The organism is Caenimonas koreensis DSM 17982 (genome assembly GCF_009646335.1).
Lineage (GTDB): Bacteria > Pseudomonadota > Gammaproteobacteria > Burkholderiales > Burkholderiaceae_C > Ramlibacter > Ramlibacter koreensis.
Genome location: NZ_WJBU01000016.1, coordinates 89804 through 111748, shown reverse-complemented (window position 1 = coordinate 111748; position 21945 = coordinate 89804). Strand labels below are relative to the sequence as shown.

Below are 21945 nucleotides of genomic sequence, written 5' to 3'. Positions count from 1 at the left end.
GCTGCCGGCATGGAAGATCAGCCTTGGCCATGAGTGTTTGAACAAGCAAAACGAGGAGAAGCCTTGGAAACGGATTACCTGATCATCGGCAGTGGCGCCGTCGGCATGGCATTTGCCGACACCTTGCTCGATGAGTGCGACGCGCACATCACCATCGTTGACAGGCATAGCAAACCGGGCGGCCACTGGAACGACGCGTATTCGTTCGTGGGCCTGCACCAGCCATCCGCCTACTACGGCGTCAACTCCACCGAATTGGGCAGCCGGCGTATCGACGACGCCGGCCCGAACAAGGGCCTGTATGAGATGGCCAGCGGCCCGGAGATCAACACCTACTACGACAAGCTGATGACGCAGCGCTTCCTGCCGAGCGGCCGCGTGAGCTATCACCCGATGAGTGAATACGCGGGCGATGGGCGCATCGTGTCGCTGCTGTCGGGTGCGCAGACGCAAGTCGAGGTGCGCCGCAAGACGGTGGATGCGACGTGGTTTTCGCCGAACGTGCCCTCCACGCATACGCCGAAGTTTGCCGTCGGCGAAGGCGTGCGCGTGATGCCGCCGAATGCCTTGCCGCAGCTGTGGCTCGAGCAGCAGGGCAACAGCGCGCCGCGACAGTTCTGCGTGCTTGGCGCGGGCAAGACGGCGATGGACACGGTCGTGTGGCTGCTTCGCAATGGCGCGGCGCCGGACGCCATTCAATGGGTCGTTCCGCGCGACTCGTGGATCGTGAACCGCTTGCAGACGCAGCCGGGCCTGGAGTTTTTCAACTACTCCGTCGGCGGTGAAGCCGACAAGCTGGAGGCATTTGCGCAGGCGCAGTCGATCGACGAGCTGTTCCTGCGGCTGGAGGCCCTGGGCCAGATGCTGCGCATCGACACAGCGCACATGCCCACGATGTTTCACTACGCCACGATCTCCACCGGGGAAGTGGACTTGCTGCGCACCGTCCGGCGGGTGATTCGCATGGGGCGCGTTCAAAGCATCACGCGTGACGCGATGGAGCTGGAGCATGGCCGTGTCGCCATGGAGCCGGCCACGCTGTATGTGGATTGCACGGCGTCAGCGATCCGCCGCGAGGCCAGCCAGCCTGTGTTCCAGGGCAGCCGTATTGCGATTCAATTGCTGCGCGCGCCGCTCGTGGTGTTGAGCGCGGCGCAGAGTGCCTACATCGAAGTGCATGGCGACGACGACGAAGGCAAGAATGCCGTGTGCAAGCCGGTGCCCTTCCCGAACGATCTGGCAGGCTATGCGCGCGCAACGCAGGTCAGCATGATGAATCAGATGGCCTGGTCGCAAGACCCCGCGCGGCGGCAGTGGCTGCGCGACTCGCGGCTCGACGGTTTCAGCCGGATGGTTTCCGAACTCGACAAGTCAGACGCTGAGCGCCTTGCAGTGCTGGGGCGCATTCGTGCGGCATCCATGACGGCGGTGCCCAATATGCACAAGCTCGCCAAGCCCGCTGCTTAGGGTTTCGTCTGACACGAAGTTCAGCCAACCGCGCGGCCGGGCCCGTCAGGGCCGGCCTACCCTTTGGCGTTCACTCCCAACGCTGACTCGATCGCGCTGATCGAGTCGATGTTCGCTGCAGGCAAAACGGTATCGGCTGTGTGCCACGCGCCGGGCGCGCTGCACCATGTGCGCGCGAAAGACGGCTCGCCGCTCGTGAAGGGCAAGAAGGTCACGGGCTTTACCAACACGGAAGAAGAGGCGGCGCAGCTGACCACGATCGTGCCCTTCCTGGTGCAGGACATGCTGGTCGCCAACGGCGGCACCTATAGCAAGGCAGCAGACTGGCAGCCGCACGTGGTGACCGACGGCAAGCTGATCACGGGCCAGAACCCCGCATCATCGCAGCCCGCTGCACGCGCTGTGCTTGCGAAGTTGCAGGCGCAGTTGCAGGCGCAGTTGCAGCCGCACTGAGCGGAGCGAGCGCACTGAGCGCAGTGCTCAGTCGAGCTTGAGCCAGAACCCAGCGAGTGAATTTCACGCGATCTATTGCTCAGCACCGGCTGGCGTGTTAGCGTGGTTGCTGGCGTAGCAGTTTGAGTTCGCGACTGCACTTTTTCCGCGGCTTCTTCGAGGCCGCACGGGCAAGAGCAATAAAGGAACTCGCATGCATCACGCTGGATTCAGTGTCTTTGGCCTCGCGCGCGCCCAGTGGCCCGCCGTGCTCGCGGCGGCGGTGCTCGCCGCATGCGGCGGTGGCGATGAGTCTTCCAGCCCAACTGCATCTGCCTCGCCAAGCGCCAGCCCCCATGCTGCAGTGCCGCTTGCGAGATCAGCCGGCCCCCTTGCGTCGCCGGCGGCGACCACACCCACCGTGCTGCCGCCCACCACCTTCAGCCTGACGACGCCCGACCGCGTGACCGTCGGCTCCATCGTGTTGAACGGCATGCGATACAACGACGTTGTCGTGACGTGGGGCCAGCTGCTGGCGGGCGGACTGGATGCCCCGCGGACCAGCTACAACTCATTCGACCCGGGGACTTTCCGGGCGACGCTGCCCAAGGTGCAGGTCGGCGACACGACGTACACCAATATCGTCATCAGCGTGACCGGCCTGGTGAGTGTCGGCAGCGCGGCACCCGTGGGCCCCATGATTCCCAATGACCCGTTGTTCGGCGACCAGTGGCACTTGCTGAACACGGGGCAGGCTGGCCCCAATGGCACGCCGGGGCTTGCCGGCGAAGACCTGCGCACGACAATGGCCTGGAACTACGTCACCGGCACGGGCATTCGCATCGCCGTGGTGGACGATGGGCTGGACATCACTCACGAAGACTTCAAGGTTGTCCCCGGCAAGAGCTGGGACTATCGTGTCGACGCTTACGGCGACCCATCGTCGGCAACGGGCAGCCATGGCACATCGTGCGGAGCGCTCGCCGCAGCGCAAGGGCAAAACGGCATCGGCGTGACGGGCGTGGCTTTCAATGCGAGCGTGGTTGGCTACAACCTGCTGGCGGCCAACATCGACCAGTTCGGTGCCGGCGCCGTGGTCAAGGACCTGGCCGACAACCACATCTACACCAACAGCTATGGCGCGCCGGATGGCACTGGCCAGGCATTCGCGTCCGGGCAGGCGTGGCGCGATGCGATCGACACCGGCACGACATCAGGTCGCGGCGGCAAGGGCGTCATCTACACCTGGGCAGCCGGCAATGGCGCGCCGTCTGATCGATCCGACCATGACGGCCAGGCCAACTACCAGGGCGTCTTTGCCATCGGCTCGCTCAACGACCAGGGCAAGCGCTCGTCGTATTCCGAGCCGGGCTCCAATATCCTGGTGATGGGATACGGCGGCGAATCGTGCGATACCCACACCATGACTTCCGCCGACATCATGGGCGCCGCGGGTTACAACAACGGCGCGACTTCCCAGAATGCAGAGCCCTACACCGACTATCAGGGCCAGCCCAACTACACACGCTGCATCAATGGCACTTCGTCAGCAACGCCGGAGGTCGCCGGCATCACTGCGCTGCTGCTTGAGATGAACCCCGCGCTGGGCTGGCGCGATGTTCGCGCGATTCTGGCGCGCACTGCTCGCAAGAACGATCCCACGAGTCCGGGCTGGGTCACCAATGGCGGTGGCCTGGGCGTCAATCACGAATATGGTTTTGGCGCTGCCGATGCGACTGCTGCGGTGGCGGCGGCAGGCACATGGGTCAACCTGCCGGCGCAAAAGACTGCAACGGCTGCGCAGGCCGCACCCGCGCTCATTGGATCAACTGCAACGCCCCTGGTCAGCACGGTTGCATTGGGCGGCTCGGGCATCAGCAAGCTGGAGTTCGTCGATGTCACGGTCGATGCCAACCTGCCTGACTTCGGCACGGCGGACATCACACTCACCAGCCCGTCGGGAACCGTCAGCACGCTCACCACGCCGCACCAGTGCAGGGACCTGAGTGATTCGAGCAATCCGAAGACGGTGGCCTGCGGAAATTCGCTGCAGGGCGGGTTCCGCTTCGGTGTCGTGCGCCTGATGGATGAGCCCGCCGATGGCACCTGGACGCTGCGTGTGGGCGACCAGGCCAGTGGCAGCACCTTGACCGCATGGTCCATCAAGGCCTACGGCCACTGAAGCACCGGAGCCCATCATGATCACAACACACCTCTTTCGAATCGTCCGGTCCCTGGTTGCGACGGCCTTTGGGCTTGCGGCAGGCGTCGCGGTGGCCAGCGACACCAGTTACTACTACGACGGCGCGCAGAAGGTTGCGCTCAGCCAGGTGCCCAGCCTGGCTGCAGATTTCTCCCGCTCGAGCAGCGGCGCGCAAGCCAGGCTCGCCTCCGGGCTGACTGCTGTTGCGGGCGACAGCGTTGCGCGCATCTACAGGCTTCCTGCGTCGTCAACGGATGCGCAGGCCGCGCCCGCTGCCAAGGCGTTGTCGCCAGTGTTCGCACGCGGCGCGACAGCGGGCGGCCGGCTGATGGCGTTGCCTGGTGGCGTGCTGGTGAAGTTCAAGCCCGACTGGACGCGCGAGCAGGTCGACGCGTGGGTCGCCGCGCACGGGTTCACCGCGGCGCGTCCCATGGACTTTGGCAAGAACTGGTTCCGCATTGATACGGCGGCGGGCGTGGCCTCGCTGTTGGCGGCCAACGCAATTTTCGAATCAGGTGATGTGCTGGCCGCCAGTCCGAACTGGTGGATGCAGACCAGCGCGAAGTAGCGTGGGGCGGGCGCACCGCTCACGTACAGCGCCGCGCCCTGCACGCTCAACTGATCATCGTCACACGAGGATGTTGTCGGCGAATGCGTTGACCGCGTCGCCTTCGGTAGTGAATGCAACGCCGGTCAGGTTCACCAGCACGCCCACATGGCCACCCGCCGCGTCGCCGTTGCTGTCGAAGCTGAGCACAGTGTTTTCGCTGTCGCCGGAAAAGCTCAGGTGACCGCTTGCCACGAGTTTGGCGAGTGTCGCCTTGCCGAACATGCCGTCGAAGTCATTCACAAGGCCGTTGAGTTTCAGAGCGTCGCCTTCGCCGGCCATCGCAGGGTTCGCCGTGCTGAAGTCGGAGATGGTGTCGTGGCCGAGCAGGGCGTCCGACAGGCTGCGATACAGGAATGTGTCGTGACCGCCGCCGCCGATCAGCGAATCGGTGCCCGCGCCGGCAGTGATGGTGTCATTGCCCATGCCTGCATTCACGCTGTCGTCGCCCGCACCCGCATCGATGGTGTCGTTGCCGCCACCGCTGACGATGATGTCGTCGCCCGCGCCTGCCTGGATCTTGTCGATGCCCGCGCCGGTGGTGATGGTGTCGTTGCCGCTGCCGGTCAGCACGGTGTTCTTGCCGTCGCCTGCATTGACCGTGTTGTTGCCGTCACCCGCCTTGATCACGTCCACACCGGCGCCGGTGGTGATGGTGTCGTTCCCCGTGCCGGTGATGACGTTGTTGGCGCCTGCGCCTGCCGACACTGTGTTGTTGCCGTCGCCAGCTTTGATCGTGTCGTTGCCTGCGGCTGTCGTGATGGTGTCGTTGCCGCTGGCGGTGGAGACGATGTCGTTGCCGCCATTGCCGTTGATCGTGAAATCAGCCGCAGTGAGTGCGCTGATGGCGTCGTCGGTGCCGGCAAAGGGCGACGTGAAGATGTTGGTCATGAATGGCGGAACGCCATATTTATAGGTAGCCATGGGGAATCTTTCTGGAGCCCGGGCACCTGCTGAAGAGCGGCACGACCGGTAATACAAGACTTGTTTGCGGGCGACAGGCTTGCCGGACGACTTCAGGTGGCACCAAGTTAGGCGCTTGTTGAGCTTGGTGGCGTAGTCCCTGGCGCGCTGGCCTTGTGGGACAGCACTACCTCTTGGGGCCGCAACGCGCGCAGGTGCACACAAATTCACAGATATGCGAGTGATGCGACATCCACCCGGTGCTGTGCACGCGTATCCCTTGTACTTCAACACACAAGGAAACTTTGATCATGAACACCACCACACGCTTCATCGCCATCTCTGCGATCACGGCACTGACTTCGCTGGCCGCCCACGCGAACGGCGAAGGCGACAACGCACCCGAGAACGTTCGCGCCCCCGTCGTCTCGACGGTGTCTGTCGCACAGGTGAAAGCCGAAGCGCGCATGCCGCTGAAGATCACTGAAGGCGGCACGGGCTACATGAATGCAGCCAAGTCGGATCTCAGCCGCGACGCCGTGCGTGCGCAAGCCCTGATGGCATCGCGCAACGGCACAACCTCGCGCGGCGAACTCGGCTCGATGTAAATCGGCGCGCCGGTGCGCTACATTGAGGGCATTCAGTTGCCCTCAATGCCTTGACCTCCATCGCGTTCATCACTACCTGCAAAAGCCGGCTGATGCACGTGCAGCAGACGCTGCCGATGATGGTCGCGCAGGCGCCCGACGAAATCATCTTCGTTGACTACGGCTGCCCCCAGCAGTCTGGCGCGTGGGTGCAGGCGCATTTCCCCGGTGTGAAGGTCGTTCGCATGGACGACGATCCGGGCTTTTGTGCGGCGCGCGCGCGCAACGCGGGCGCCGCTGCCAGTACGAGTGACTGGCTTTGCTTCATCGATGCTGATGTGAGGACCGCGCCTGGCTGGCTCGCCTGGCTGCGCGATCATTTGCGCACCGATGCGTACTGGCGTGCGGCGCGACTGCCCGACGGCACGCGCGACCGCGAGACCTGGGGCACATTCCTGTGCACGCGCGCGAGCTTCGAGCAACTCGGCGGCTTCGACGAAGTGTTCCGGGGCTGGGGCGGCGAGGACGCTGACCTGTATCAGCGGCTGGGCGCGTCCGGCCTGCACGAGCAGAACTATCCGCTTGCGTTCGTCTCGGCTATTTCGCATGGGGACCATCTGCGTGTCCTGCACCATGACAACAAGGACATGCGCCTGCAATGGGCGATCATCAATGCCTACCGCGACATCAAGGCCTACGCATCAGACCCAGCGAGCAAGGCGCAGATGCTGCCGCAGGAAACGCGCCAGTCGATCATGGACCAAGTCACGAGCCGGGTGCGCCAGCTGGGAGCCAATCCGCAAGTGCCGCTGCCTGCTTTCAAAGTCAACGTGAGCCGCGACAAGCTGATTGGTGCAGGTTTGCGCCTGCGCACGACCGCGAGTCTCGTCTTCGAGATCGCGCTCGATCCGAAGAAGCGGCAGGACGACTAGGTGCCGCTGCACCCGCAGGTTGCGGTGTTACTCGCGCGTGACGCGCACGAGCTCTTCGCGCGACGTGATGCCTTCACGCACCAGCCGCTCGCCGTCGTCGCGCATGAGCGTCATGCCGCCTTGCAGCGCTGCCTGCCGGATGTCGGCTTCAGCGGCGCGGTTGTGGATCAGCGCGCGGATTTCGTCGGTCGCGACCATCAGCTCGAACACCCCCGTGCGGCCCTGGTAGCCCGTGTGGCCGCACTCCGCGCAACCGCGCGGTGACCAAGCGCCATCGCCCGGCACGCGGCAGTGCACGCACAGCTTGCGCACCAGCCGCTGGGCCAGCACGCCGAGGATTGACGAGCTCAAAAGGAAGGGCTCGACGCCCATGTCGGTCAGGCGCGTGACAGTGCTGGCGGCATCGTTCGTGTGCACGGTGGCCAGCACGAGGTGGCCGGTGAGCGACGCCTGGATGGCGATCTGCGCCGTCTCGAAATCGCGGATCTCGCCGATCATGATGATGTCGGGGTCTTGCCGCAGGATGGCGCGCAGGGCCTTTGCGAAATCGAGATCGATCTTGGCGTTGACCTGCGTCTGGCCAATGCCGGGCAGCTCATATTCGATCGGGTCTTCGACCGTCATGATGTTGCTGCTGCCCGCATCGAGCCGGGAGAGGCCCGCGTACAGCGTCGTCGTCTTGCCCGAGCCTGTGGGCCCGGTCACGAGGATGATGCCGTGCGGCTGCGAAATCAACTCCACAAAACGGCGCAGCGCCTCACCCGTCATGCCGACGGATTCGAGGCTGATGCGCGAGTCGCTCTTGTCCAGCAAGCGAAGCACGGCGCGTTCGCCGTGCGCGCTGGGCAGTGTGGAAACGCGCACGTCCACAGCGCGCGTGCCGATGCGCAGCGAGATGCGGCCGTCTTGCGGCAATCGCTTTTCCGAGATGTCGAGCTCGGCCATGATCTTCAGGCGCGAGATAAGCGCGGCGTGCAGCGCGCGATTGGGCTGCACCACTTCGCGCAGCGTGCCATCCACGCGGAATCGCACGCTTGAATGGCGCTCGTACGGCTCGATGTGGATGTCGCTCGCGCCATCGCGCGCGGCCTGCGTGAGCAGCGCGTTCAACATGCGGATGATGGGCGCGTCGTCGCTCGTCTCCAGCAGGTCTTCCACGGCGGGCAGGTCTTGCATCATGCGCGAGAGGTCGGCGTCGTTCTGCACTTCGCTCACGACGGTGGCGGCGCTGGATTCGCCTTGCGCATAGGCCGCGCTGATGCGCTGCGCCAGCGCCGTGGCGTCAAGTGCTTGCAGCGAGCGCACCGGGTACTTGCGCATCACTTCACTGAGCGCCGGCTTGGCAGGCGCGGTGCCGTGCCACAGCGTCAGCGTGTCGCCGTCTTCTTCCAATAGCAACTGGTGGCCGCGCGCGAACGCGTAAGGCAGCGGGTAACGCACGGCTTCAACGCCCCAGCGGCGCGGGAACGGAGCCGCGTGGCTGCGCGCCCGGTGCAATCGGCGCGAGCGCGGGCGAGTCGTTGATCGGCGTGATGAGGCTGCGAGTCGGCTGGGCCTGCTCGGTCACGGCGCGCATCATGTCGTAGCGGTCCAGCGAGAGCGCTTCGCTCTGTGCAGCGTCGCGCACGACGACAGGGCGCAGGAACACCATCAGGTTGGTCTTCTCGCGGTTGCGCTGCTGGCTCTTGAACAGGTTGCCGAAGAACGGCACGTCGCCGAGCACCGGCACCTGGTCCTTGCCTTCCGAGTAGCTGTCTTTCAACAGGCCGCCGAGCACGACGATCGCGCCGTCATCGACCAGGACGTTCGATTCGATCGAACTCTTGTTGGTGATGAGGCCCGAAGCCGAGGTGCGCGACGACTGGTCGACGCTCGAGACTTCCTGGAAGATCTGCAGCTTGACGGTGCCGTTCTCGCTGATCTGCGGCTTGATGCGCAGCGTGAGGCCGACGTCTTTGCGCTCGATGGTCTGGAACGGGTTGACCGAGCCATTCGTGCCCGAGTTGGCGTTGGTGTACTGGCCGGTGACGAACGGCACGTTCTGGCCGACGACGATCTTGGCTTCTTCGTTATCAAGCGTGAGCAGGTTGGGTGTGGACAGCACGTTGCCGTCGCCGTTGGTCTGCAGGAAGTGCGCCAGCGACGAGAGCAGGTAGCGGCCCGCGACCTTGGTTGCCGTGGCGAAGTTGATGCCCGCGCCGGGTGAAGTGAGCGTGCCGCTGGACGCCGCTGTGGCCAGCGACAGGATGTTGGACGTGCCAGCCGTGAAGTTGGTGCCGAGCACACCCACCGTGGTGTTGTTCGTGCTGTTCACCGGGCCCTGCCACTGGATGCCGAACTCGGCAACCTTGGTGGCGTTCACCTCCACGACGAGCCCTTCCACATAGACCTGCGCGCGGCGCGAGTCGAGGCGGTCGATCACGGCGCGGATCTGGCGGTACTGCGGCTCGGCGGCCGTGATGATCAGCGAGTTGGTCGAGGGGTCGGCCTGGATTTGCCCGCCCGTTGAAGGCTGTGCAGATGCGGCGATGGGTGTCGTGGCGGCGTTGGCTGCTGCTGTGCCTGGCGCGGAAGGCGCGCTCGACGACACGCTGCCACCACCGCCGCTGCCGCCGCCCGTTGCGGCAAGTGCGGCGCGCAGCGTGACGGCGAGCTTGGTAGCGTCGGCGTTCTTCAGGTACACCACGTAGATGTTGCCGGTGGGGCTCTGGCTGCCCGGCTGGTCGAGTTTGGCAACGATGGAGCGCACCAGCGCCAGGCGTGCCGGATTGGCGGCGCGAATCAGCAGCGCATTGCTGCGTGTCTCGGCCACGATGGTGGTGCGAAAAGACGTGTCGGCCTGGCCCTGGGCCGGCGCGGCGTTGCCTTGCGTGCTGGAGTCGAGCAGGCGTTGCACCACGGGCGCAATATCGGGTGCCAGCTGGTAGCGCAGCGGAATCACTTCGACGTCGGTCGCGTTGGTCACATCAAGCGCCGCGATGATGCGGCCCAGGCGCTGCAGGTTGTCAGCGTAGTCGGTGATCACGAGCGAGTTGTTGCCCGGGTTCACGTTGATGGTGTTGTTCGCGCTGATGAGCGGCCGCAGGATCGGCACGAGGTTGCCGGCCGGCTCGTAGTTCAGGCGAAAGATCTGCGTGACGATCTGGTTGCCGGCGATCGGCGTACTGGACACGGCGCCGCCTTGCAGCTTCGCGTCGGCTTCGGGCACGAGCTTGAGCAGGCCGCCCGATTCAACGATCGTGAAGCCCGACAGCCGAACGGCCGCCAGGAACTGGTTGTAGGCCACCGACGGCGGCACGGGCTTGTCGGTGCTGAGATTGATCGTGCCCTTGACGCGCGGATCGACAACGATGTTGCGCCCGGTGATGGACGCCATCGTGCGCGCCACCGCTTCGATTTCGGCATTGACGAAATTGAGCGTGACGGGCTCGCGTGAGCGCTGGGCCTGCGCAAGGCCGGGCGCGCCGGCCACCACCATGCAGGCCAGCCACAGCGCCAGCCGGGGGAAAATGTGCGCAAGCGCGAGTCGTTCTTTCATGTCATCCCAGGGTGATGATCGAGCGTGCGCCGCTGCGCCGCCCGATGATGTTCAGCAAATTCGACAGGGCATCTTCGCGCTCGGGCGCTGCCGTGGCAACACCAGAGAATCGCAGGCGCGATCCAACCCATTGGCCCGACCCGCTCAGTTGCAGGGCGCCTTCCAGGGTCTGGAGCTGCAGGGTCGGCGCGCTGCCGCCCGTGACCGTGATGCGATAACTGCCCATGGGCCTCAAGGTGGACAGGCGCGACGACAGCCGTTGCGCCTTGAGCTCGGCCTGCCCGGCGACAGACAGGCGGCCTTCGATCCATTCTACTGAAAGGCCCTGCGTGCCCAGCTGTAAATCGCCGTCAAGCTGTAACGTGTTCCAGGGGGTGCCCAGGCCCACGAGCAGGGCTGCAGGAACCTGCGCCTGTGAGTCGGCCACCGTGATGCGTGCGCCGCCCCATCGCGGCTGCAGGCGGATTTCAACGGGCGCTTGCGTGCAGCAGGCTGTTTGTAGCTGTGCCGTGAAGCCGTCCCAGCGTGGTCGCATCCGCCACTCGATGCGCGTGGGCAGGGCGGCGGCCGCTGTACTGCCCGCGCCGCCGGTCAAGACGAGCTGGGCAGAACCTGTCCAGATGGTGCCCGACGCGTCGTCGAGGATGAGGCGTTCACCCGTCGCATCGCGCACTGTGCCGGACAGCCAGCGCGCCGGGGCGTACAGCACCATCGCTACGACAAGGCCGATGGCAGCGCCTGCCAGGGCCCAACCCCAGCTGGCGCGCGGCGGGCCGGAAGCGGTCGAGCGCAATGCCATCGGGCGGTGCTGCTTGCGCTCAGCGCGAAGGCAGCGTGAAGACCACGGTGCCCTCCCACAGGCCGGCCGCGTTACGGTTGATTCGCACGTCGCTGGGCAGTGCGCGCGCGTTCACGCGGGCCTGCGCCAGCCACTGCGCAACGGTATCGGGCGCAGTGCCAGTCAGTGTGATGGTGGCCCGCTCGCCTTGCAGCGACAGCCGGCCCGTTGTGCCCAGGCGCTCGCGCACCGAGAGTTCAAGCAGGCGCAATGCCTCGTCGTAGCCGGCCTTGGGTTGCGATTGCAACGCTTTTGCCTGTGCCTGCAAGGCGCGCATCGACTGCAGCTGGGCGTCAAGTTCATGGCGTTGCGCCTCGGAGGTGCGCAGCGTTGCAAGCGCGGGCGCCACGAGCAGCCACCAGACGATCGCGGCCGCGACGAGACCCAGGGCGCTCGCCACCATGACCTTTTCGCGGGGCGCGAGGCCGGTCCACCGGGCGAGCAAAGGCGAGAGTGCTTTCATCGTGCGCTCCCGGCGGTGATGGCGAGCGCCTCGCCTTGCGTATTTGCCGTGAAGCCCTGCGCCTTGAGTGAACTGGCAAGCGTGCGCGCCTCTTCGGCCGGCAGGGCCATGCCCCTGACGCGCAGCTCGCCGTTCGAGTATTCGATGCTGGTCAGCGCGCGTTGCGCAGGCGCCGCCGCGCTCAGGGCGCCGAGCATCGACTCCAGGTCATTGCCGGAGCTGGTGCCAGTGGCCAGGCGCAAAGCCGTGAGTTCGCGCTGCATCTGCAACGGTGCATCGACGACTACCTTGACTTGCGGAAAAGTCTCGGTGAGCGTCGTGCGGATCGCCTCGCGCTTCTGGTCGAGCGCCGAGCGCTCGCGCCATGCCCACGCATTCATGGCGAGCAGGTTGATGACAACGAGCGCAACGGCGCCCCATCGGGCGGGCTTCCATTGCGGCGCCGAGAGGATGTCCGCCCAGGCGGTGCCCATCTTCTTCCAGGCGCGGGCGCGCCCGGAACTGGAGAACTCGAATTGCGCCAGGTCCCAGTCGGACTGCGCCGCACGCATCCAGCGACCCGAGGGGTGGCGCAGCTCGGGTCGGCGCTGTAGCACCTGTTCCGCGATTTCGGCGACGGCCGGCTCGGCGATGCAGGGCGTGTCGTCAGCCAGCGCAGGCAGCAGGGGCAGCACTTGCGTGCTCAGGGGAACGGCGGTGACGCCTTCGGTGCCGGCAACGACCACCATCGGCTGGTCGGCCTGGCCGACGGCATAGAAGGTCGTCACGCCCTCCGGCGCGAATTCGGGAACGATGCGCGCCGCGGGCCGCTCGGCTGCTTCAAGTGCGACCACGGCGGCACGCAGCCACGCCCGGTCGCAGGTGGCGACCCAGGCGGGCTCCCCCGCCCGCGCTTGTGGTTGCAGGGCGAAATGAAGTGCCTCCGGCTCGTCGAGCAACTGGTCTTCCAGCGCTCCCTCCAGCACGGCACGCATCCGCGGAGAGCCTGCGGCAGTGCCCTTGGGCAGCTCGACACGGTGCCACGACAGCAGCGCAGCCGGGACAATGGCGACGACTTCCGAGCCCGCCCGCGTCGTGGCCGGCAGCAGGGTGGCCAGCGCCGCGCCGTGGTCGGCGATGGCGCTGCCGTCGTGCGTCAGCACGTACTCGAACTCGGTCGAGGCGGTGGCAGCGTGCTGCGGCAGGAAGACGATGAGGGCGCTCATGGGTGGGCCGATTGTAGAAAGGTCAGCGCCGCACGGGTGCCTGCGCGAGCGCCGTGGGGTCCGCAATGCCGCGTTCGCGCCACAGCACGACGATTTCGCTGGCCGACAGGCGGTGGATCAGCGAACGCTCTTCGACGACGAGTTTGTCCAGCCGCAAGCGCGCGCGCACCTCGAAGAAGGCCGTGCGCACGTCCAGTGCCAGCGGATCGGTGGGGATGACGTCCGGGCCGCGCCCGACCGCCTTGACGATGTCCGGGATGCTCTTGAAGGGTGAGCGTTCGCGCAGCGAGACCAGGTTTTGCGCATCCGCCATGCTTAGCTGCGGCGCGGACGCATAAATGACTTCGGCGCTTGCCGTGTTGACGTTGACGGCCGTGCGTATGGGCAAGATGGTGATGTACGGCTGGAGTTTGGATACGGTGGCAGGGGACAGGCCCAGCCAGACCAGCTCTTCGATCTTGTTGGGCGCCAGCGGTGCCAGCGCGCCCGACTGGTTGGCAGTGGAGGTATCGAGCGCGAAGCGAAAGTTCTCCACCAGCTTTTCGAGCTCGGCCCGGTCAATTTGCAGCAGGTCGAACAGGCGGGCGAACGCATCGATCTCGCTCTGCTGCACTTTGCCGTCAGTGCTCGCCAGGTTGCGCACGTTCATCAGCGATTGCGCGTCGATCACCTGGCCCGACAGGAACGCATCGAGGATGTCCTCGGTCGTGTCGGTGGAGGTGTTGTTTTTGTCGGCCGCCAGGAAGCTCGACAGGCGCGCTTCCTGCAGCGGTACCGCCCAAGGCTCGCTCAGGTGGTCCGAGCTGTCGTTGCCCGAGCGCATGTCTTCGCGCAACACGAGCCGCGCCCAGTCGAGCGCGCCGGTGAGGATCCAGCTCGATTGCACACGAGCCCGCTCGGCACTTTCAACTTCGATGCTGCGCCACTGCTGCCACAGCGCGGCCGTTGCGAATGTGGCGACCAGTGCGACAGTGAGCATCGCCATCAGCAAGGCGGCACCTGCCTGGCGAGCGGCGCGCCGGCTCATTGCGGCCGCCCGAGGTTCGGTCGCACCCAGTCGCGCGTGAGCGTGCCGTTGATCGCCTGGTTTGCCGGCAGCGTCAACACGAGCCGTATGCCGTCGGGCAGTGCCTGCCCAGCGGGCAGCGGGATCGGCTGGCCCGCCACCGGCGCCGTACGCACGGCGCTCGACTGCGGGTTGGTCCACGCGTTTTCGCGGTAGTAGAAAACCTGCCAGTCATCCAGCGGCACCACGGCGACTTCACGTGCGAGTTCGTCGACGCCCGGGTTTTGCGACCAGGTGTCGGCTTTGAGCCAGGCCTCGTTGAAGTCACCGCGCGTGAACGTTTGCGGCGACTGCCAGCGCAGCCAGGTGCCCTGGCCATTGATGACGCGCCGTGTCCAGCCGACGACGAGCACGCCATCCGTCACGGATGCTGTACTGCGGCGCGCCAGGCGCAGCACACGGCCGTTCCAGTCGAGCGTCGAGATATTGGGCAGATCGACAACCGCATCGAGATCGGCCGCCCACTGCGCAAGGCCGATCTGCAGCGTCAGCACATCATCGGCGCGCGCTTCAGTTTGCTGTTGCACGCGCGACATTCCGTCGATGGCGCGCCAGCTCATCACGGCCAGCAAAGCCATCGCGACCAATGCCACGAGCACCTCGATCAGGGTGAAGCCGCGTTGGTGGCGCGCCTGCATCAGTAGCGCCCCACGACGGTGGAAAGTCGCAGCACGGGCGAGCCGTCGTCGAAGACCTGTGCGTCCACGCGCCGGAAACTCGGGTTGGGCGTGGGCGACACAGTGATCGTGACGGGCAGCGTGCGGCCGGCCTGGTCGCAATCGACCTTCGACTCGCCGATGTCCGGCATCTGCCGCGTCAGGCGCACTTTCACCAGTTCGTTTTCGGCGCACATGTGGGCCAGCAGCACACTGGACTGGCGCTCGGCATTGCGTGTGAGCGCAGTTGTCGATTGCAGGCCAGCTGCGAGCGCTATGGCGACGATTGCCAGCGCGACGAGCACTTCGACCAAGGTGAAACCCGCCTGACGTTTCATTCGCCGTGGGTCATTCACTGTTGGTGACAGCAAAGGGCCTGATGCCGTCTGTCGCGATTCGAAGCGTGCGAGTCGATGCTGTGGCCGAGCCGAGCGTGACTTCCTGTTTGCCGATGATCGGCTCGGGCCCAAGCACCAGGGTGGCGGTGCCGCGAACCTGCGTTGTCGTATCGAGCCAGCGGTCTGGCAGCACGTCGGGTGGCGCGCCTTCGAACTTGAAACCGGTTTCGGTCGGCGTCCAGCGGACGGGAACGCCGGAGCTTCGCGAGATTGCCCGTGCCGACTCAAGGAGCGCCGCGAGCCGGCGGCCTTCCTTCTCGAGCTGGGCGCTGTCGGAGTCACGCAGCGCGAAGCTCACGCCCGCAGTGGCAATCGCGATGATGGAGATGACGATGAGCAGTTCCAGCAGCGTGAAGCCGCCAACGCGAGCGCTGCCAGGCCCGCGTGAGCTGCGACGCTCATTGCCAGCTGCCGACGTCCGCATTCTTGCCCTCGCCGCCGGGCTGGCCGTCCGCGCCAAACGACATGACGTCGATCTCGCCCTTTACGCCGGGGTTGAGGTACTGGTAGGGGCGGCTCCACGGGTCGTTGGGCAGCTTGTCGAGGTAAGGCTTCCAGTTGGGCGCTGCGGGGCCTACCGTGGGTTTCGTGACTAGTGCCTGCAGGCCCTGCTCGCTCGTCGGGTAGCGCTGGTTGTCGAGCCGGTACATCTTCAGCGCCTGCATCAGGTTGTTGACGTCGGTCTTGGCCGCTGTCGCCCGCGCGTCGTCAGCGCGGTCGAGCACATTGGGGACGATCAGCGCGGCGAGCACGCCGATGATCACAAGCACCACCATCAGTTCGATGAGGGTGAAGCCGGCCTGGGCGCGTGCGCGAAATGTTTGAGGAAACTTCATGGCAGTCGGTGAGGGAATCGCTTCAATGATAATCGCCGCATGGTGAGCAACATGCAGGGCAGATGGGTAGTGGCAGCCTCGACCTTCCTGGTCTGGGCGATTGTTGCCGCCACCTGCGTTTATTGGGGTCTGAAAATCGCCAGTCGTTCCCCGCCGCTGGCAGCGCCTGCGCTCGTGCATACGCCGGCGCCTGTGGATCCGGTGTCCGTTGCCCGCCTGATGGGCTGGAACCCGGTGCAGGCCGTGGCCGTCGCGGCGCCGAGCATTGCCAGCCGGTTTTCGCTGCAAGGCGTGGTGGCGACCGGCGAGCAGGGCGGCGCTGCGCTGATCTCGGTCGATGGCAAGCCCGCAAAGCCATTTCGTACTGGCTCTGCGATTGACGGCAATCTGGTGCTGAAGTCGGTCGAGTCGCGCAAGGCGGTGTTGTCGGATGGCGCCAACGGCCCGGCAGTCGTCACGCTTGAGTTGCCGCTGCGCCGGCCCTGAGCGCCGCTGTTGCCGCTGCGCCAGCACGCGCGCCCTTACAGGTCCGCGCTATGCGGGCGGGCCATGAACCCAACTGACAACGCATTGGCGCCGGCATTGACCGAGTTGGTAGGTGCCATCTCGTGCAACACGACGCTGACGCCCTTGTCTGCTGCTTCGGTGACGAGTGCGCGGTATTCGGCCAGCGCCTGCACGTCCGCGATGTCGCCTGAATAGCTCACGTCGACAAACGGGGCCAGCAGCCCCTTGCCAAGTTCGCGGCGAGCCAGGTTGAGGATGTGGGCGCGCGCGGCGGCCACGCCACGGACCTTGCCCACCGCCTCGGTCTTGTTCTGAAAGCCGCGAAGGATCGGCATGATGCCCAGCATCTTTGCTGCCGCCTGGCCGAACGCGCCCACGCTGTTGTCACCCCGGGCGCGAGCGCGGGCAAGCAGGTAGTCCAGGTTTGCCGGTGCGAGGTAGCCGTGCGCCGACTTGGCGCCTTCCTGCATTCGCGTGCGGATGGTGGATACCAGCGGCTCGGCCTCAAAGGCCCGCAACGCTTCGAGCACCTGCACGCCATAGCCGGAGAACAGGTTCATGCTGTCGTGGCACTCCACGAGCAACGGGCCCTTGATGCCCGAGCGCACGCGCACCGGCATCGAATCGGTGATCACGCGCGATGCCGCGTCGAATGCCGCGCGAAAGATGGGCGACCGCGCAGACATGACGAACAGGCCGAACACGTGATCGAAATCGGTGGCGACGTGGTCAAGCAGGAACTTGCGCACATCGGGCTCGCCGGGCGGCAACGACTTGGAGTCTTGCGCGGTCCGCATTTCGAGCTTGCGCGAATTGAAATCACTCGTGGCCTCGGGTTTTCGCTCGTCCAGGTAGGTTCGCTCGCCGATCCTGATCGCGACGGGCAGCATGCGCACCCGCGGATTTTCAAGCACGCTCTGCGGCACTTCGGCCGCCGAGTCGATGACGATTCCCAGTCTGAGCATGGCCCCTCCGGCTTGGTGGATGCCCCCTCTTGCCGGGTCTTGCGCGCCGGCTCGTGACCCATGCTACGTCTGCAAAAACAATCGGTAAACAGGGTTGCCCGTCTCTTCGACATAGGGATAACCCAATGTGTCCAGGAACGTCTTGAACACTTTGTCATCAGCTTTGGGCACCTGCAGGCCCACGAGGATGCGGCCGTAGTCGGCCCCCTGATTGCGGTAGTGAAACAGCGTGATGTTCCAGCCTGGGCGCATATGCGAGAGGAATTTCATCAGCGCGCCGGGCCGCTCGGGAAAGACAAATCGCAGAAGGCGTTCGTCCTGCGCAAGCGACGAGCGTCCGCCGACCATGTGCCGGATGTGTTCCTTGGCGAGCTCGTCATGCGTGAGGTCGAGCGCCTCGAAGCCGTGCCGCGTGAAGTTCGACGCGATGCGCGACGACTCGCCCTTGCCGTGTGTCGTGAGGCCCACAAATACATGCGCCTTCGCGCTGTCGCTGATGCGGTAGTTGAACTCAGTGACGTTGCGCGGGCCACCCGGCAGCTCGCCGATCAGTTCGCAAAAGCGCCGGAAGCTGCCGCGCTCTTCGGGAATGGTCACGGCCAAAAGGGCTTCACGTTCTTCGCCGACCTCAGCGCGCTCGGCGACGAAGCGCAAGCGATCGAAATTCATGTTGGCGCCGCACAGGATCGCGGCGTAAGTCTCGCCACGCGTTTTGTTCGTCGCGACGTACTGCTTGATTGCGGCGACAGCCAGCGCGCCTGCGGGCTCGACGATGCTGCGCGTGTCGATGAAGACGTCCTTGATCGCCGCGCAGACGGCGTCGGTGTCAACGGCGATGTATTCGTCCACCAGTTCGCGCGCGATGCGGAATGTTTCCTCGCCGACGAGCTTGACGGCCGTGCCATCTGAAAAGAGGCCCACGTCGGCGAGCGTCATGCGCTTGCTGGCGGCGACGGACTGCATCATCGCGTCGGAGTCATTCATCTGCACGCCGATCACCTTGATCTCGGGGCGCACGGCCTTGATGTAGTTGGCAACGCCGGAGATGAGGCCGCCGCCGCCAATCGCCACGAACACCGCATCAAGAGGCCCCTGGTGCTGGCGCAGGATTTCCATCGCGATGGTTCCCTGGCCCGCGATGACATCGGGGTCATCGAACGGATGCACGAAGGTCAGGCCCTGCTCCTTTTCGAGCTTCGTCGCGTGCGCGAAGGCATCGGAATAGCTTTCACCGTGCAGCACGATTTCGCCGCCGAGTGCCTTCACGCCTTCGATCTTCAGCTGGGGCGTGGTCACTGGCATCACGATCACGGCGCGCGTGCCGAGCCGATGCGCAGACAGCGCGACGCCCTGTGCGTGATTGCCTGCCGAGGCGCAGATCACGCCGCGCTTGAGCGCGTCGGGTGAGAGGTGCGCCATCTTGTTGTACGCACCACGCAGCTTGAAGCTGAAAACGGCTTGCTGGTCCTCGCGCTTGAGGAGCACTTTGTTGTGCAGCCGGCGGCTCAGGCTCTTCGCGGGTTCGAGTGCCGACTCCACGGCAACGTCATACACCTTCGCGTTGAGGATCTTCTTGAGGTAGTCGGCCGGGCCGAGATGTTTCTTCGTCATGAGCCAAACGATGATACGTGCGAGCAGAAAAAAGCCCCCGGGACTTGCGTTCCGGGGGCTAAATCCACCAAGGGAGGTGGAGGAGACAACTGTTGCAGATGCGAGTGGCGCGAGGCGCCAGCGGCATCAGGTGCACATCGAATCGACGGGCGGCGAGTCGTTATGCTGTTAAATCAGTATAGCCACAGAAATGCTGCGTTGCAGCACATTCTCGTGGCCGATTTGGAGCAAAAGCGATGGAATGCACAGTGAGTTGGACGGGCGCGACAGGCGCGCGATCAGGCATGGGGTTCATGGCTGAGACGGGCAGCGGCCATGTGCTGCACATGGATGGTGCCCCCGACGCGGCCAAGCCCGAAAACGGAGGCCAGAACCTGGCTCCGCGCCCCATGGAAACCGTGCTGGCCGGCACAGGTGGCTGCACTGCCTATGACGTTGTGCTGATTCTCAAGCGCGGGCGCCACGACGTTCAGGCCTGCTCGGTCAGGCTCACTTCGGAGCGCGCGGCCGCGGACCCCAAGGTATTCACAAAGATCCACATGCATTTCACGGTGAAGGGCAAGGGCATCCCTTCAGACGCGGTGGCGCGGGCGATTGCGCTCAGTCATGAAAAGTACTGTTCTGCCAGCATCATGCTGGGCAAGACCGCCGACATTTCGACGAGCTTTGACCTGATCGAGGCCGCTTAGCCTCACGCGGTCCGGTTCAGACGTAGTGCGCCGTGGTGGTCATCACGCGCGCGGCAGCGCGCATCAAACCCTTGGCAGGCGCCGGCAACTCCATGGCGCCTTCCTGAAGGGCTCGCTGCGCGTGCTCGGCCTCATCGGTCTTCATCTGCGCCACGATGGCGCGGGAAGCATGGTCCCCGGCGGGCAGGCGCTCCATGTGGCTTTCCAGATGCGCTTCGACCTGGCGTTCGGTCTCGACGATGAAGCCCAGGCTGACGCGATCGCCGAGCCGGCCCGCAACGAGACCGAGGGCAAACGCACCCGCATACCAGAGGGGATTCAGCAGCGATGGCCGCGTACCCAGTTCGTCTAGGCGCGCCGCGGTCCAGGCAAGGTGGTCGGTTTCTTCCTGGGCGGCGACCAGGAGCCGTTTGGCCAGCGCCGGATCGCGCGTGCCGAGTGCTTGCGCGGTGTAGAGCGCCTGCGCACAGACCTCGCCGACGTGATTCACACGCATCAGGGCGCCCGATTCGCGCCGCTCCTGATCGGAAAGCCGGGTCTCGTCTGCCGCCACGACGGGGCAGGCCCGTCGGCTACCCGGCTTGGCGAAAAGAGTCCTCAACGCGCTGTCCGCTGCTCCAAGAATTGCATCCATGACGCCAGTTTACGTCCGGGCTGCAATCGTGTCCTTGTAATCAAAAAGGACAAAAGATCAACAAGGACTTTTCGTAATCCGAAAGATTTTTTTTGGGTGTTGTTCGTGCTCCACTGAGCGACTGACAGCTGTTGTCCATGTGCAACGAATCACCTCAGTCACGGCTAAATTCTTTGCGAAAGAAAGCCTGCTCTGGTGCAATACCTTCAACCTTCCCAAAAGGAGGTTGGCCCGGGGATCCGGCGGGAGCACATCAAGTGCCTGCATTACGTGACCCCTTGCTCACCGGAGCCCTCTGTTTAACCTTGGAGAAACTTGCAATGAAAAAGTCCCTGATTGCTCTGGCTGTGCTGGCTGCTGCCGGCTCGGCTTCTGCCCAATCGTCCGTGACCCTGTTCGGTGTTGTCGATGCGACGCTGGCATTTGGTCGTGGTAGCGTGTCCAACAAGACCCAACTGACGAACTCGGGCTACAACAGCTCGCGTCTGGGTTTCCGTGGCGTTGAAGACCTGGGCGGCGGCATGTCTGCTTCCTTCTGGCTCGAAGCTGGTCTGGCCAACGATGACGGCCAAGGTGCTGGCACCAACGCCAACAACCAAGCTACCGGTGCTGGCGCTGCTGTTGCTGGCCGCCAAGGCCTGACGTTCAATCGTCGTTCGACGGTCAGCCTGTCTGGCGGCTGGGGCGAAATGCGCCTGGGCCGTGACTTCTCCCCGCAATTCTGGAACCTGACGGTCTTCGATCCGTTCGGCACCAACGGCGTGGGCACCACCCAGACCCTGAACTCGATCATCACCGGCGTTACCGCCGTTCGTGCTTCGAACTCCATCGGCTACTTCCTGCCGGCGAACATCGGCGGCTTCTACGGCCAGGCACAGTACTACCTCGGCGAGAACAACTCCGGTGCAGCTACGTCGTCTGACGGCAAGGGCTACGGTATTCGCGTCGGCTACGCTGCTGGCCCGTTGAACGTTGCTGGCGCTTTCAGCCGCACCAAGTACGCTGCTGGTAACGTGCATCAGAACAACATCGGCGGTCAGTACGACTTCGGCGTTGCCAAGCTGCAAGCTCACCTGTCGCGCGACAAGAACGGCGCTGTCACCGGCAAGGGCTGGTTGATCGGTGGCCTGTTCCCGATCGGCGCTGGCGAAATCCGCGCTGCTTACTCGCGCTATCGCACCGACGCAGTTGTGACGGAACCGACCGCGAAGAAGTTCGCACTCGGCTACGTGCACAACCTGTCGAAGCGCACGGCTCTGTACACCACGTACGCTCGCGTGAGCAACTCGGGTGGTTCCGCTTCGTTCCTGAACGGCGCTGGCGGTGCAGCCAACACGTCGTCGACCGGCTACGATTTCGGTATCCGTCACGCATTCTGATTTCCGGCTGGCCTCACGGCCAGTTGAAA

At 64.9% G+C, this 21945-nt stretch carries 22 protein-coding genes and 1 pseudogene; 9 read left to right on the top strand and 14 right to left on the bottom strand.

What is annotated here, in order from left to right; genetic code table 11:
• The first annotated feature begins 63 nt into the window (after nt 1-63).
• The 4 genes and pseudogenes from GHT07_RS16595 to GHT07_RS16580 all read left to right on the top strand — a co-directional run bounded on the left by GHT07_RS16595 (nt 64) and on the right by GHT07_RS16580 (nt 4670).
• On the top strand, nt 64-1467 hold the full coding sequence (locus GHT07_RS16595; RefSeq protein ID WP_153586222.1) for an NAD(P)-binding protein: 1404 nt from the start codon (nt 64-66) through the stop codon (nt 1465-1467).
• Between the two features lie 36 nt (nt 1468-1503).
• Nucleotides 1504-1920: pseudogene (locus GHT07_RS16590) on the top strand (type 1 glutamine amidotransferase domain-containing protein); the annotation flags it as partial.
• 193 nt (nt 1921-2113) lie between these two features.
• A complete protein-coding gene (locus GHT07_RS16585; RefSeq protein ID WP_153586221.1) occupies nt 2114-4081 on the top strand; it encodes a S8 family serine peptidase in 1968 nt (655 codons plus the stop codon).
• 16 nt (nt 4082-4097) lie between these two features.
• Nucleotides 4098-4670: a hypothetical protein gene (locus GHT07_RS16580; RefSeq protein ID WP_153586220.1), complete on the top strand. Its 573-nt coding sequence runs from the start codon at nt 4098-4100 to the stop codon at nt 4668-4670.
• Nucleotides 4671-4730: 60 nt separating this feature from the next.
• Here the strand turns inward: GHT07_RS16580 and GHT07_RS16575 are convergent, their stop codons facing one another.
• Nucleotides 4731-5633, bottom strand: a complete 903-nt coding sequence (locus tag GHT07_RS16575) for a calcium-binding protein (RefSeq protein WP_153586219.1) — start codon at nt 5631-5633, stop codon at nt 4731-4733.
• A 290-nt stretch (nt 5634-5923) separates the two neighbouring features.
• Between GHT07_RS16575 and GHT07_RS16570 the strand changes: the two genes are divergently transcribed.
• Complete coding sequence (locus GHT07_RS16570) at nt 5924-6220, top strand: DUF4148 domain-containing protein (RefSeq protein WP_153586218.1); 297 nt, start codon at nt 5924-5926, stop codon at nt 6218-6220.
• Nucleotides 6221-6270: 50 nt separating this feature from the next.
• Nucleotides 6271-7131, top strand: coding sequence for a glycosyltransferase family 2 protein (locus tag GHT07_RS16565; protein ID WP_153586217.1), 861 nt, complete (start codon nt 6271-6273; stop codon nt 7129-7131).
• A 27-nt stretch (nt 7132-7158) separates the two neighbouring features.
• Here GHT07_RS16565 and gspE read toward each other — a convergent pair whose 3' ends face one another.
• From gspE to gspG, 10 genes are all read right to left on the bottom strand, one after another.
• Nucleotides 7159-8571, bottom strand: coding sequence for a type II secretion system ATPase GspE (gspE, locus tag GHT07_RS16560; protein WP_323740976.1), 1413 nt, complete (start codon nt 8569-8571; stop codon nt 7159-7161).
• A gap of 4 nt (nt 8572-8575) precedes the next feature.
• Nucleotides 8576-10609 carry a type II secretion system secretin GspD gene (gene gspD, locus GHT07_RS16555; RefSeq protein WP_228488396.1) on the bottom strand — a complete coding sequence of 678 codons (2034 nt, stop codon included), beginning with the start codon at nt 10607-10609 and terminating at the stop codon, nt 8576-8578.
• 61 nt (nt 10610-10670) lie between these two features.
• Nucleotides 10671-11468 (bottom strand): type II secretion system protein N, encoded by a 798-nt coding sequence (gspN, locus tag GHT07_RS16550; RefSeq protein ID WP_153586214.1) that lies wholly within the window; start codon nt 11466-11468, stop codon nt 10671-10673.
• Nucleotides 11469-11487: 19 nt separating this feature from the next.
• Nucleotides 11488-11970 carry a type II secretion system protein GspM gene (gene gspM / locus GHT07_RS16545; protein ID WP_153586213.1) on the bottom strand — a complete coding sequence of 161 codons (483 nt, stop codon included), beginning with the start codon at nt 11968-11970 and terminating at the stop codon, nt 11488-11490.
• Entirely contained in the window at nt 11967-13175 is a 1209-nt protein-coding gene (gene gspL / locus GHT07_RS16540; protein WP_153586212.1) for a type II secretion system protein GspL, read from the bottom strand. Before gspL ends, gspM begins: the two co-directional genes overlap by 4 nt.
• A gap of 22 nt (nt 13176-13197) precedes the next feature.
• Complete coding sequence (gene gspK / locus GHT07_RS16535; RefSeq protein WP_153586211.1) at nt 13198-14202, bottom strand: type II secretion system minor pseudopilin GspK; 1005 nt, start codon at nt 14200-14202, stop codon at nt 13198-13200.
• Complete coding sequence (locus GHT07_RS16530) at nt 14199-14879, bottom strand: PulJ/GspJ family protein (protein WP_153586210.1); 681 nt, start codon at nt 14877-14879, stop codon at nt 14199-14201. The genes gspK and GHT07_RS16530 overlap by 4 nt, the downstream gene beginning before the upstream one ends.
• On the bottom strand, nt 14879-15235 hold the full coding sequence (gene gspI, locus GHT07_RS16525; RefSeq protein WP_153586209.1) for a type II secretion system minor pseudopilin GspI: 357 nt from the start codon (nt 15233-15235) through the stop codon (nt 14879-14881). Before gspI ends, GHT07_RS16530 begins: the two co-directional genes overlap by 1 nt.
• A 10-nt stretch (nt 15236-15245) precedes the next feature.
• Nucleotides 15246-15719, bottom strand: coding sequence for a pilus assembly FimT family protein (locus GHT07_RS16520; RefSeq protein WP_153586208.1), 474 nt, complete (start codon nt 15717-15719; stop codon nt 15246-15248).
• The gene (gspG, locus tag GHT07_RS16515; RefSeq protein ID WP_153586207.1) at nt 15694-16131 is read right to left on the bottom strand and encodes a type II secretion system major pseudopilin GspG; all 438 of its coding nucleotides are present in this window, start codon (nt 16129-16131) and stop codon (nt 15694-15696) included. Before gspG ends, GHT07_RS16520 begins: the two co-directional genes overlap by 26 nt.
• 51 nt (nt 16132-16182) lie before the next feature.
• Here gspG and GHT07_RS16510 point away from each other — a divergent pair, with 51 nt between their 5' ends.
• Nucleotides 16183-16617, top strand: a complete 435-nt coding sequence (locus GHT07_RS16510; protein WP_228488391.1) for a type II secretion system protein N — start codon at nt 16183-16185, stop codon at nt 16615-16617.
• A 35-nt stretch (nt 16618-16652) separates the two neighbouring features.
• On the opposite strand, the gene GHT07_RS16505 is transcribed toward GHT07_RS16510, so the two are convergent.
• Together GHT07_RS16505 and ilvA are read right to left on the bottom strand one after the other, a co-directional pair.
• Nucleotides 16653-17603 carry a DegV family protein gene (locus GHT07_RS16505; RefSeq protein WP_153586205.1) on the bottom strand — a complete coding sequence of 317 codons (951 nt, stop codon included), beginning with the start codon at nt 17601-17603 and terminating at the stop codon, nt 16653-16655.
• Between the two features lie 63 nt (nt 17604-17666).
• Nucleotides 17667-19214 (bottom strand): threonine ammonia-lyase, biosynthetic, encoded by a 1548-nt coding sequence (gene ilvA / locus GHT07_RS16500; RefSeq protein WP_153586204.1) that lies wholly within the window; start codon nt 19212-19214, stop codon nt 17667-17669.
• A 236-nt stretch (nt 19215-19450) separates the two neighbouring features.
• Between ilvA and GHT07_RS16495 the strand changes: the two genes are divergently transcribed.
• On the top strand, nt 19451-19903 hold the full coding sequence (locus GHT07_RS16495) for an OsmC family protein (protein ID WP_153586203.1): 453 nt from the start codon (nt 19451-19453) through the stop codon (nt 19901-19903).
• A gap of 16 nt (nt 19904-19919) precedes the next feature.
• On the opposite strand, the gene coq7 is transcribed toward GHT07_RS16495, so the two are convergent.
• The gene (gene coq7 / locus GHT07_RS16490; protein ID WP_153586202.1) at nt 19920-20537 is read right to left on the bottom strand and encodes a 2-polyprenyl-3-methyl-6-methoxy-1,4-benzoquinone monooxygenase; all 618 of its coding nucleotides are present in this window, start codon (nt 20535-20537) and stop codon (nt 19920-19922) included.
• A 320-nt stretch (nt 20538-20857) separates the two neighbouring features.
• Between coq7 and GHT07_RS16485 the strand changes: the two genes are divergently transcribed.
• Nucleotides 20858-21916: a porin gene (locus GHT07_RS16485; protein WP_153586201.1), complete on the top strand. Its 1059-nt coding sequence runs from the start codon at nt 20858-20860 to the stop codon at nt 21914-21916.
• Nucleotides 21917-21945: the final 29 nt, after the last annotated feature.

Bases quoted from the DNA above. Each gene is read 5' to 3' on its own strand.
- GHT07_RS16585 (WP_153586221.1), top strand. From the start codon at position 2,114: ATGCATCACGCTGGATTCAGTGTCTTTGGCCTCGCGCGCGCCCAGTGG.
- GHT07_RS16580 (WP_153586220.1), top strand. From the start codon at position 4,098: ATGATCACAACACACCTCTTTCGAATCGTCCGGTCCCTGGTTGCGACG.
- GHT07_RS16575 (WP_153586219.1), bottom strand. From the start codon at position 5,633: ATGGCTACCTATAAATATGGCGTTCCGCCATTCATGACCAACATCTTC.
- GHT07_RS16570 (WP_153586218.1), top strand. From the start codon at position 5,924: ATGAACACCACCACACGCTTCATCGCCATCTCTGCGATCACGGCACTG.
- gspD (WP_228488396.1), bottom strand. From the start codon at position 10,609: ATGGTGGTGGCCGGCGCGCCCGGCCTTGCGCAGGCCCAGCGCTCACGC.
- gspN (WP_153586214.1), bottom strand. From the start codon at position 11,468: ATGGCATTGCGCTCGACCGCTTCCGGCCCGCCGCGCGCCAGCTGGGGT.
- gspM (WP_153586213.1), bottom strand. From the start codon at position 11,970: ATGAAAGCACTCTCGCCTTTGCTCGCCCGGTGGACCGGCCTCGCGCCC.
- gspL (WP_153586212.1), bottom strand. From the start codon at position 13,175: ATGAGCGCCCTCATCGTCTTCCTGCCGCAGCACGCTGCCACCGCCTCG.
- gspK (WP_153586211.1), bottom strand. From the start codon at position 14,202: ATGAGCCGGCGCGCCGCTCGCCAGGCAGGTGCCGCCTTGCTGATGGCG.
- GHT07_RS16530 (WP_153586210.1), bottom strand. From the start codon at position 14,879: ATGCAGGCGCGCCACCAACGCGGCTTCACCCTGATCGAGGTGCTCGTG.
- gspI (WP_153586209.1), bottom strand. From the start codon at position 15,235: ATGAAACGTCAGGCGGGTTTCACCTTGGTCGAAGTGCTCGTCGCGCTG.
- GHT07_RS16520 (WP_153586208.1), bottom strand. From the start codon at position 15,719: ATGCGGACGTCGGCAGCTGGCAATGAGCGTCGCAGCTCACGCGGGCCT.
- gspG (WP_153586207.1), bottom strand. From the start codon at position 16,131: ATGAAGTTTCCTCAAACATTTCGCGCACGCGCCCAGGCCGGCTTCACC.
- GHT07_RS16510 (WP_228488391.1), top strand. From the start codon at position 16,183: ATGCAGGGCAGATGGGTAGTGGCAGCCTCGACCTTCCTGGTCTGGGCG.
- GHT07_RS16505 (WP_153586205.1), bottom strand. From the start codon at position 17,603: ATGCTCAGACTGGGAATCGTCATCGACTCGGCGGCCGAAGTGCCGCAG.
- ilvA (WP_153586204.1), bottom strand. From the start codon at position 19,214: ATGACGAAGAAACATCTCGGCCCGGCCGACTACCTCAAGAAGATCCTC.
- GHT07_RS16495 (WP_153586203.1), top strand. From the start codon at position 19,451: ATGGAATGCACAGTGAGTTGGACGGGCGCGACAGGCGCGCGATCAGGC.
- coq7 (WP_153586202.1), bottom strand. From the start codon at position 20,537: ATGGATGCAATTCTTGGAGCAGCGGACAGCGCGTTGAGGACTCTTTTC.
- GHT07_RS16485 (WP_153586201.1), top strand. From the start codon at position 20,858: ATGAAAAAGTCCCTGATTGCTCTGGCTGTGCTGGCTGCTGCCGGCTCG.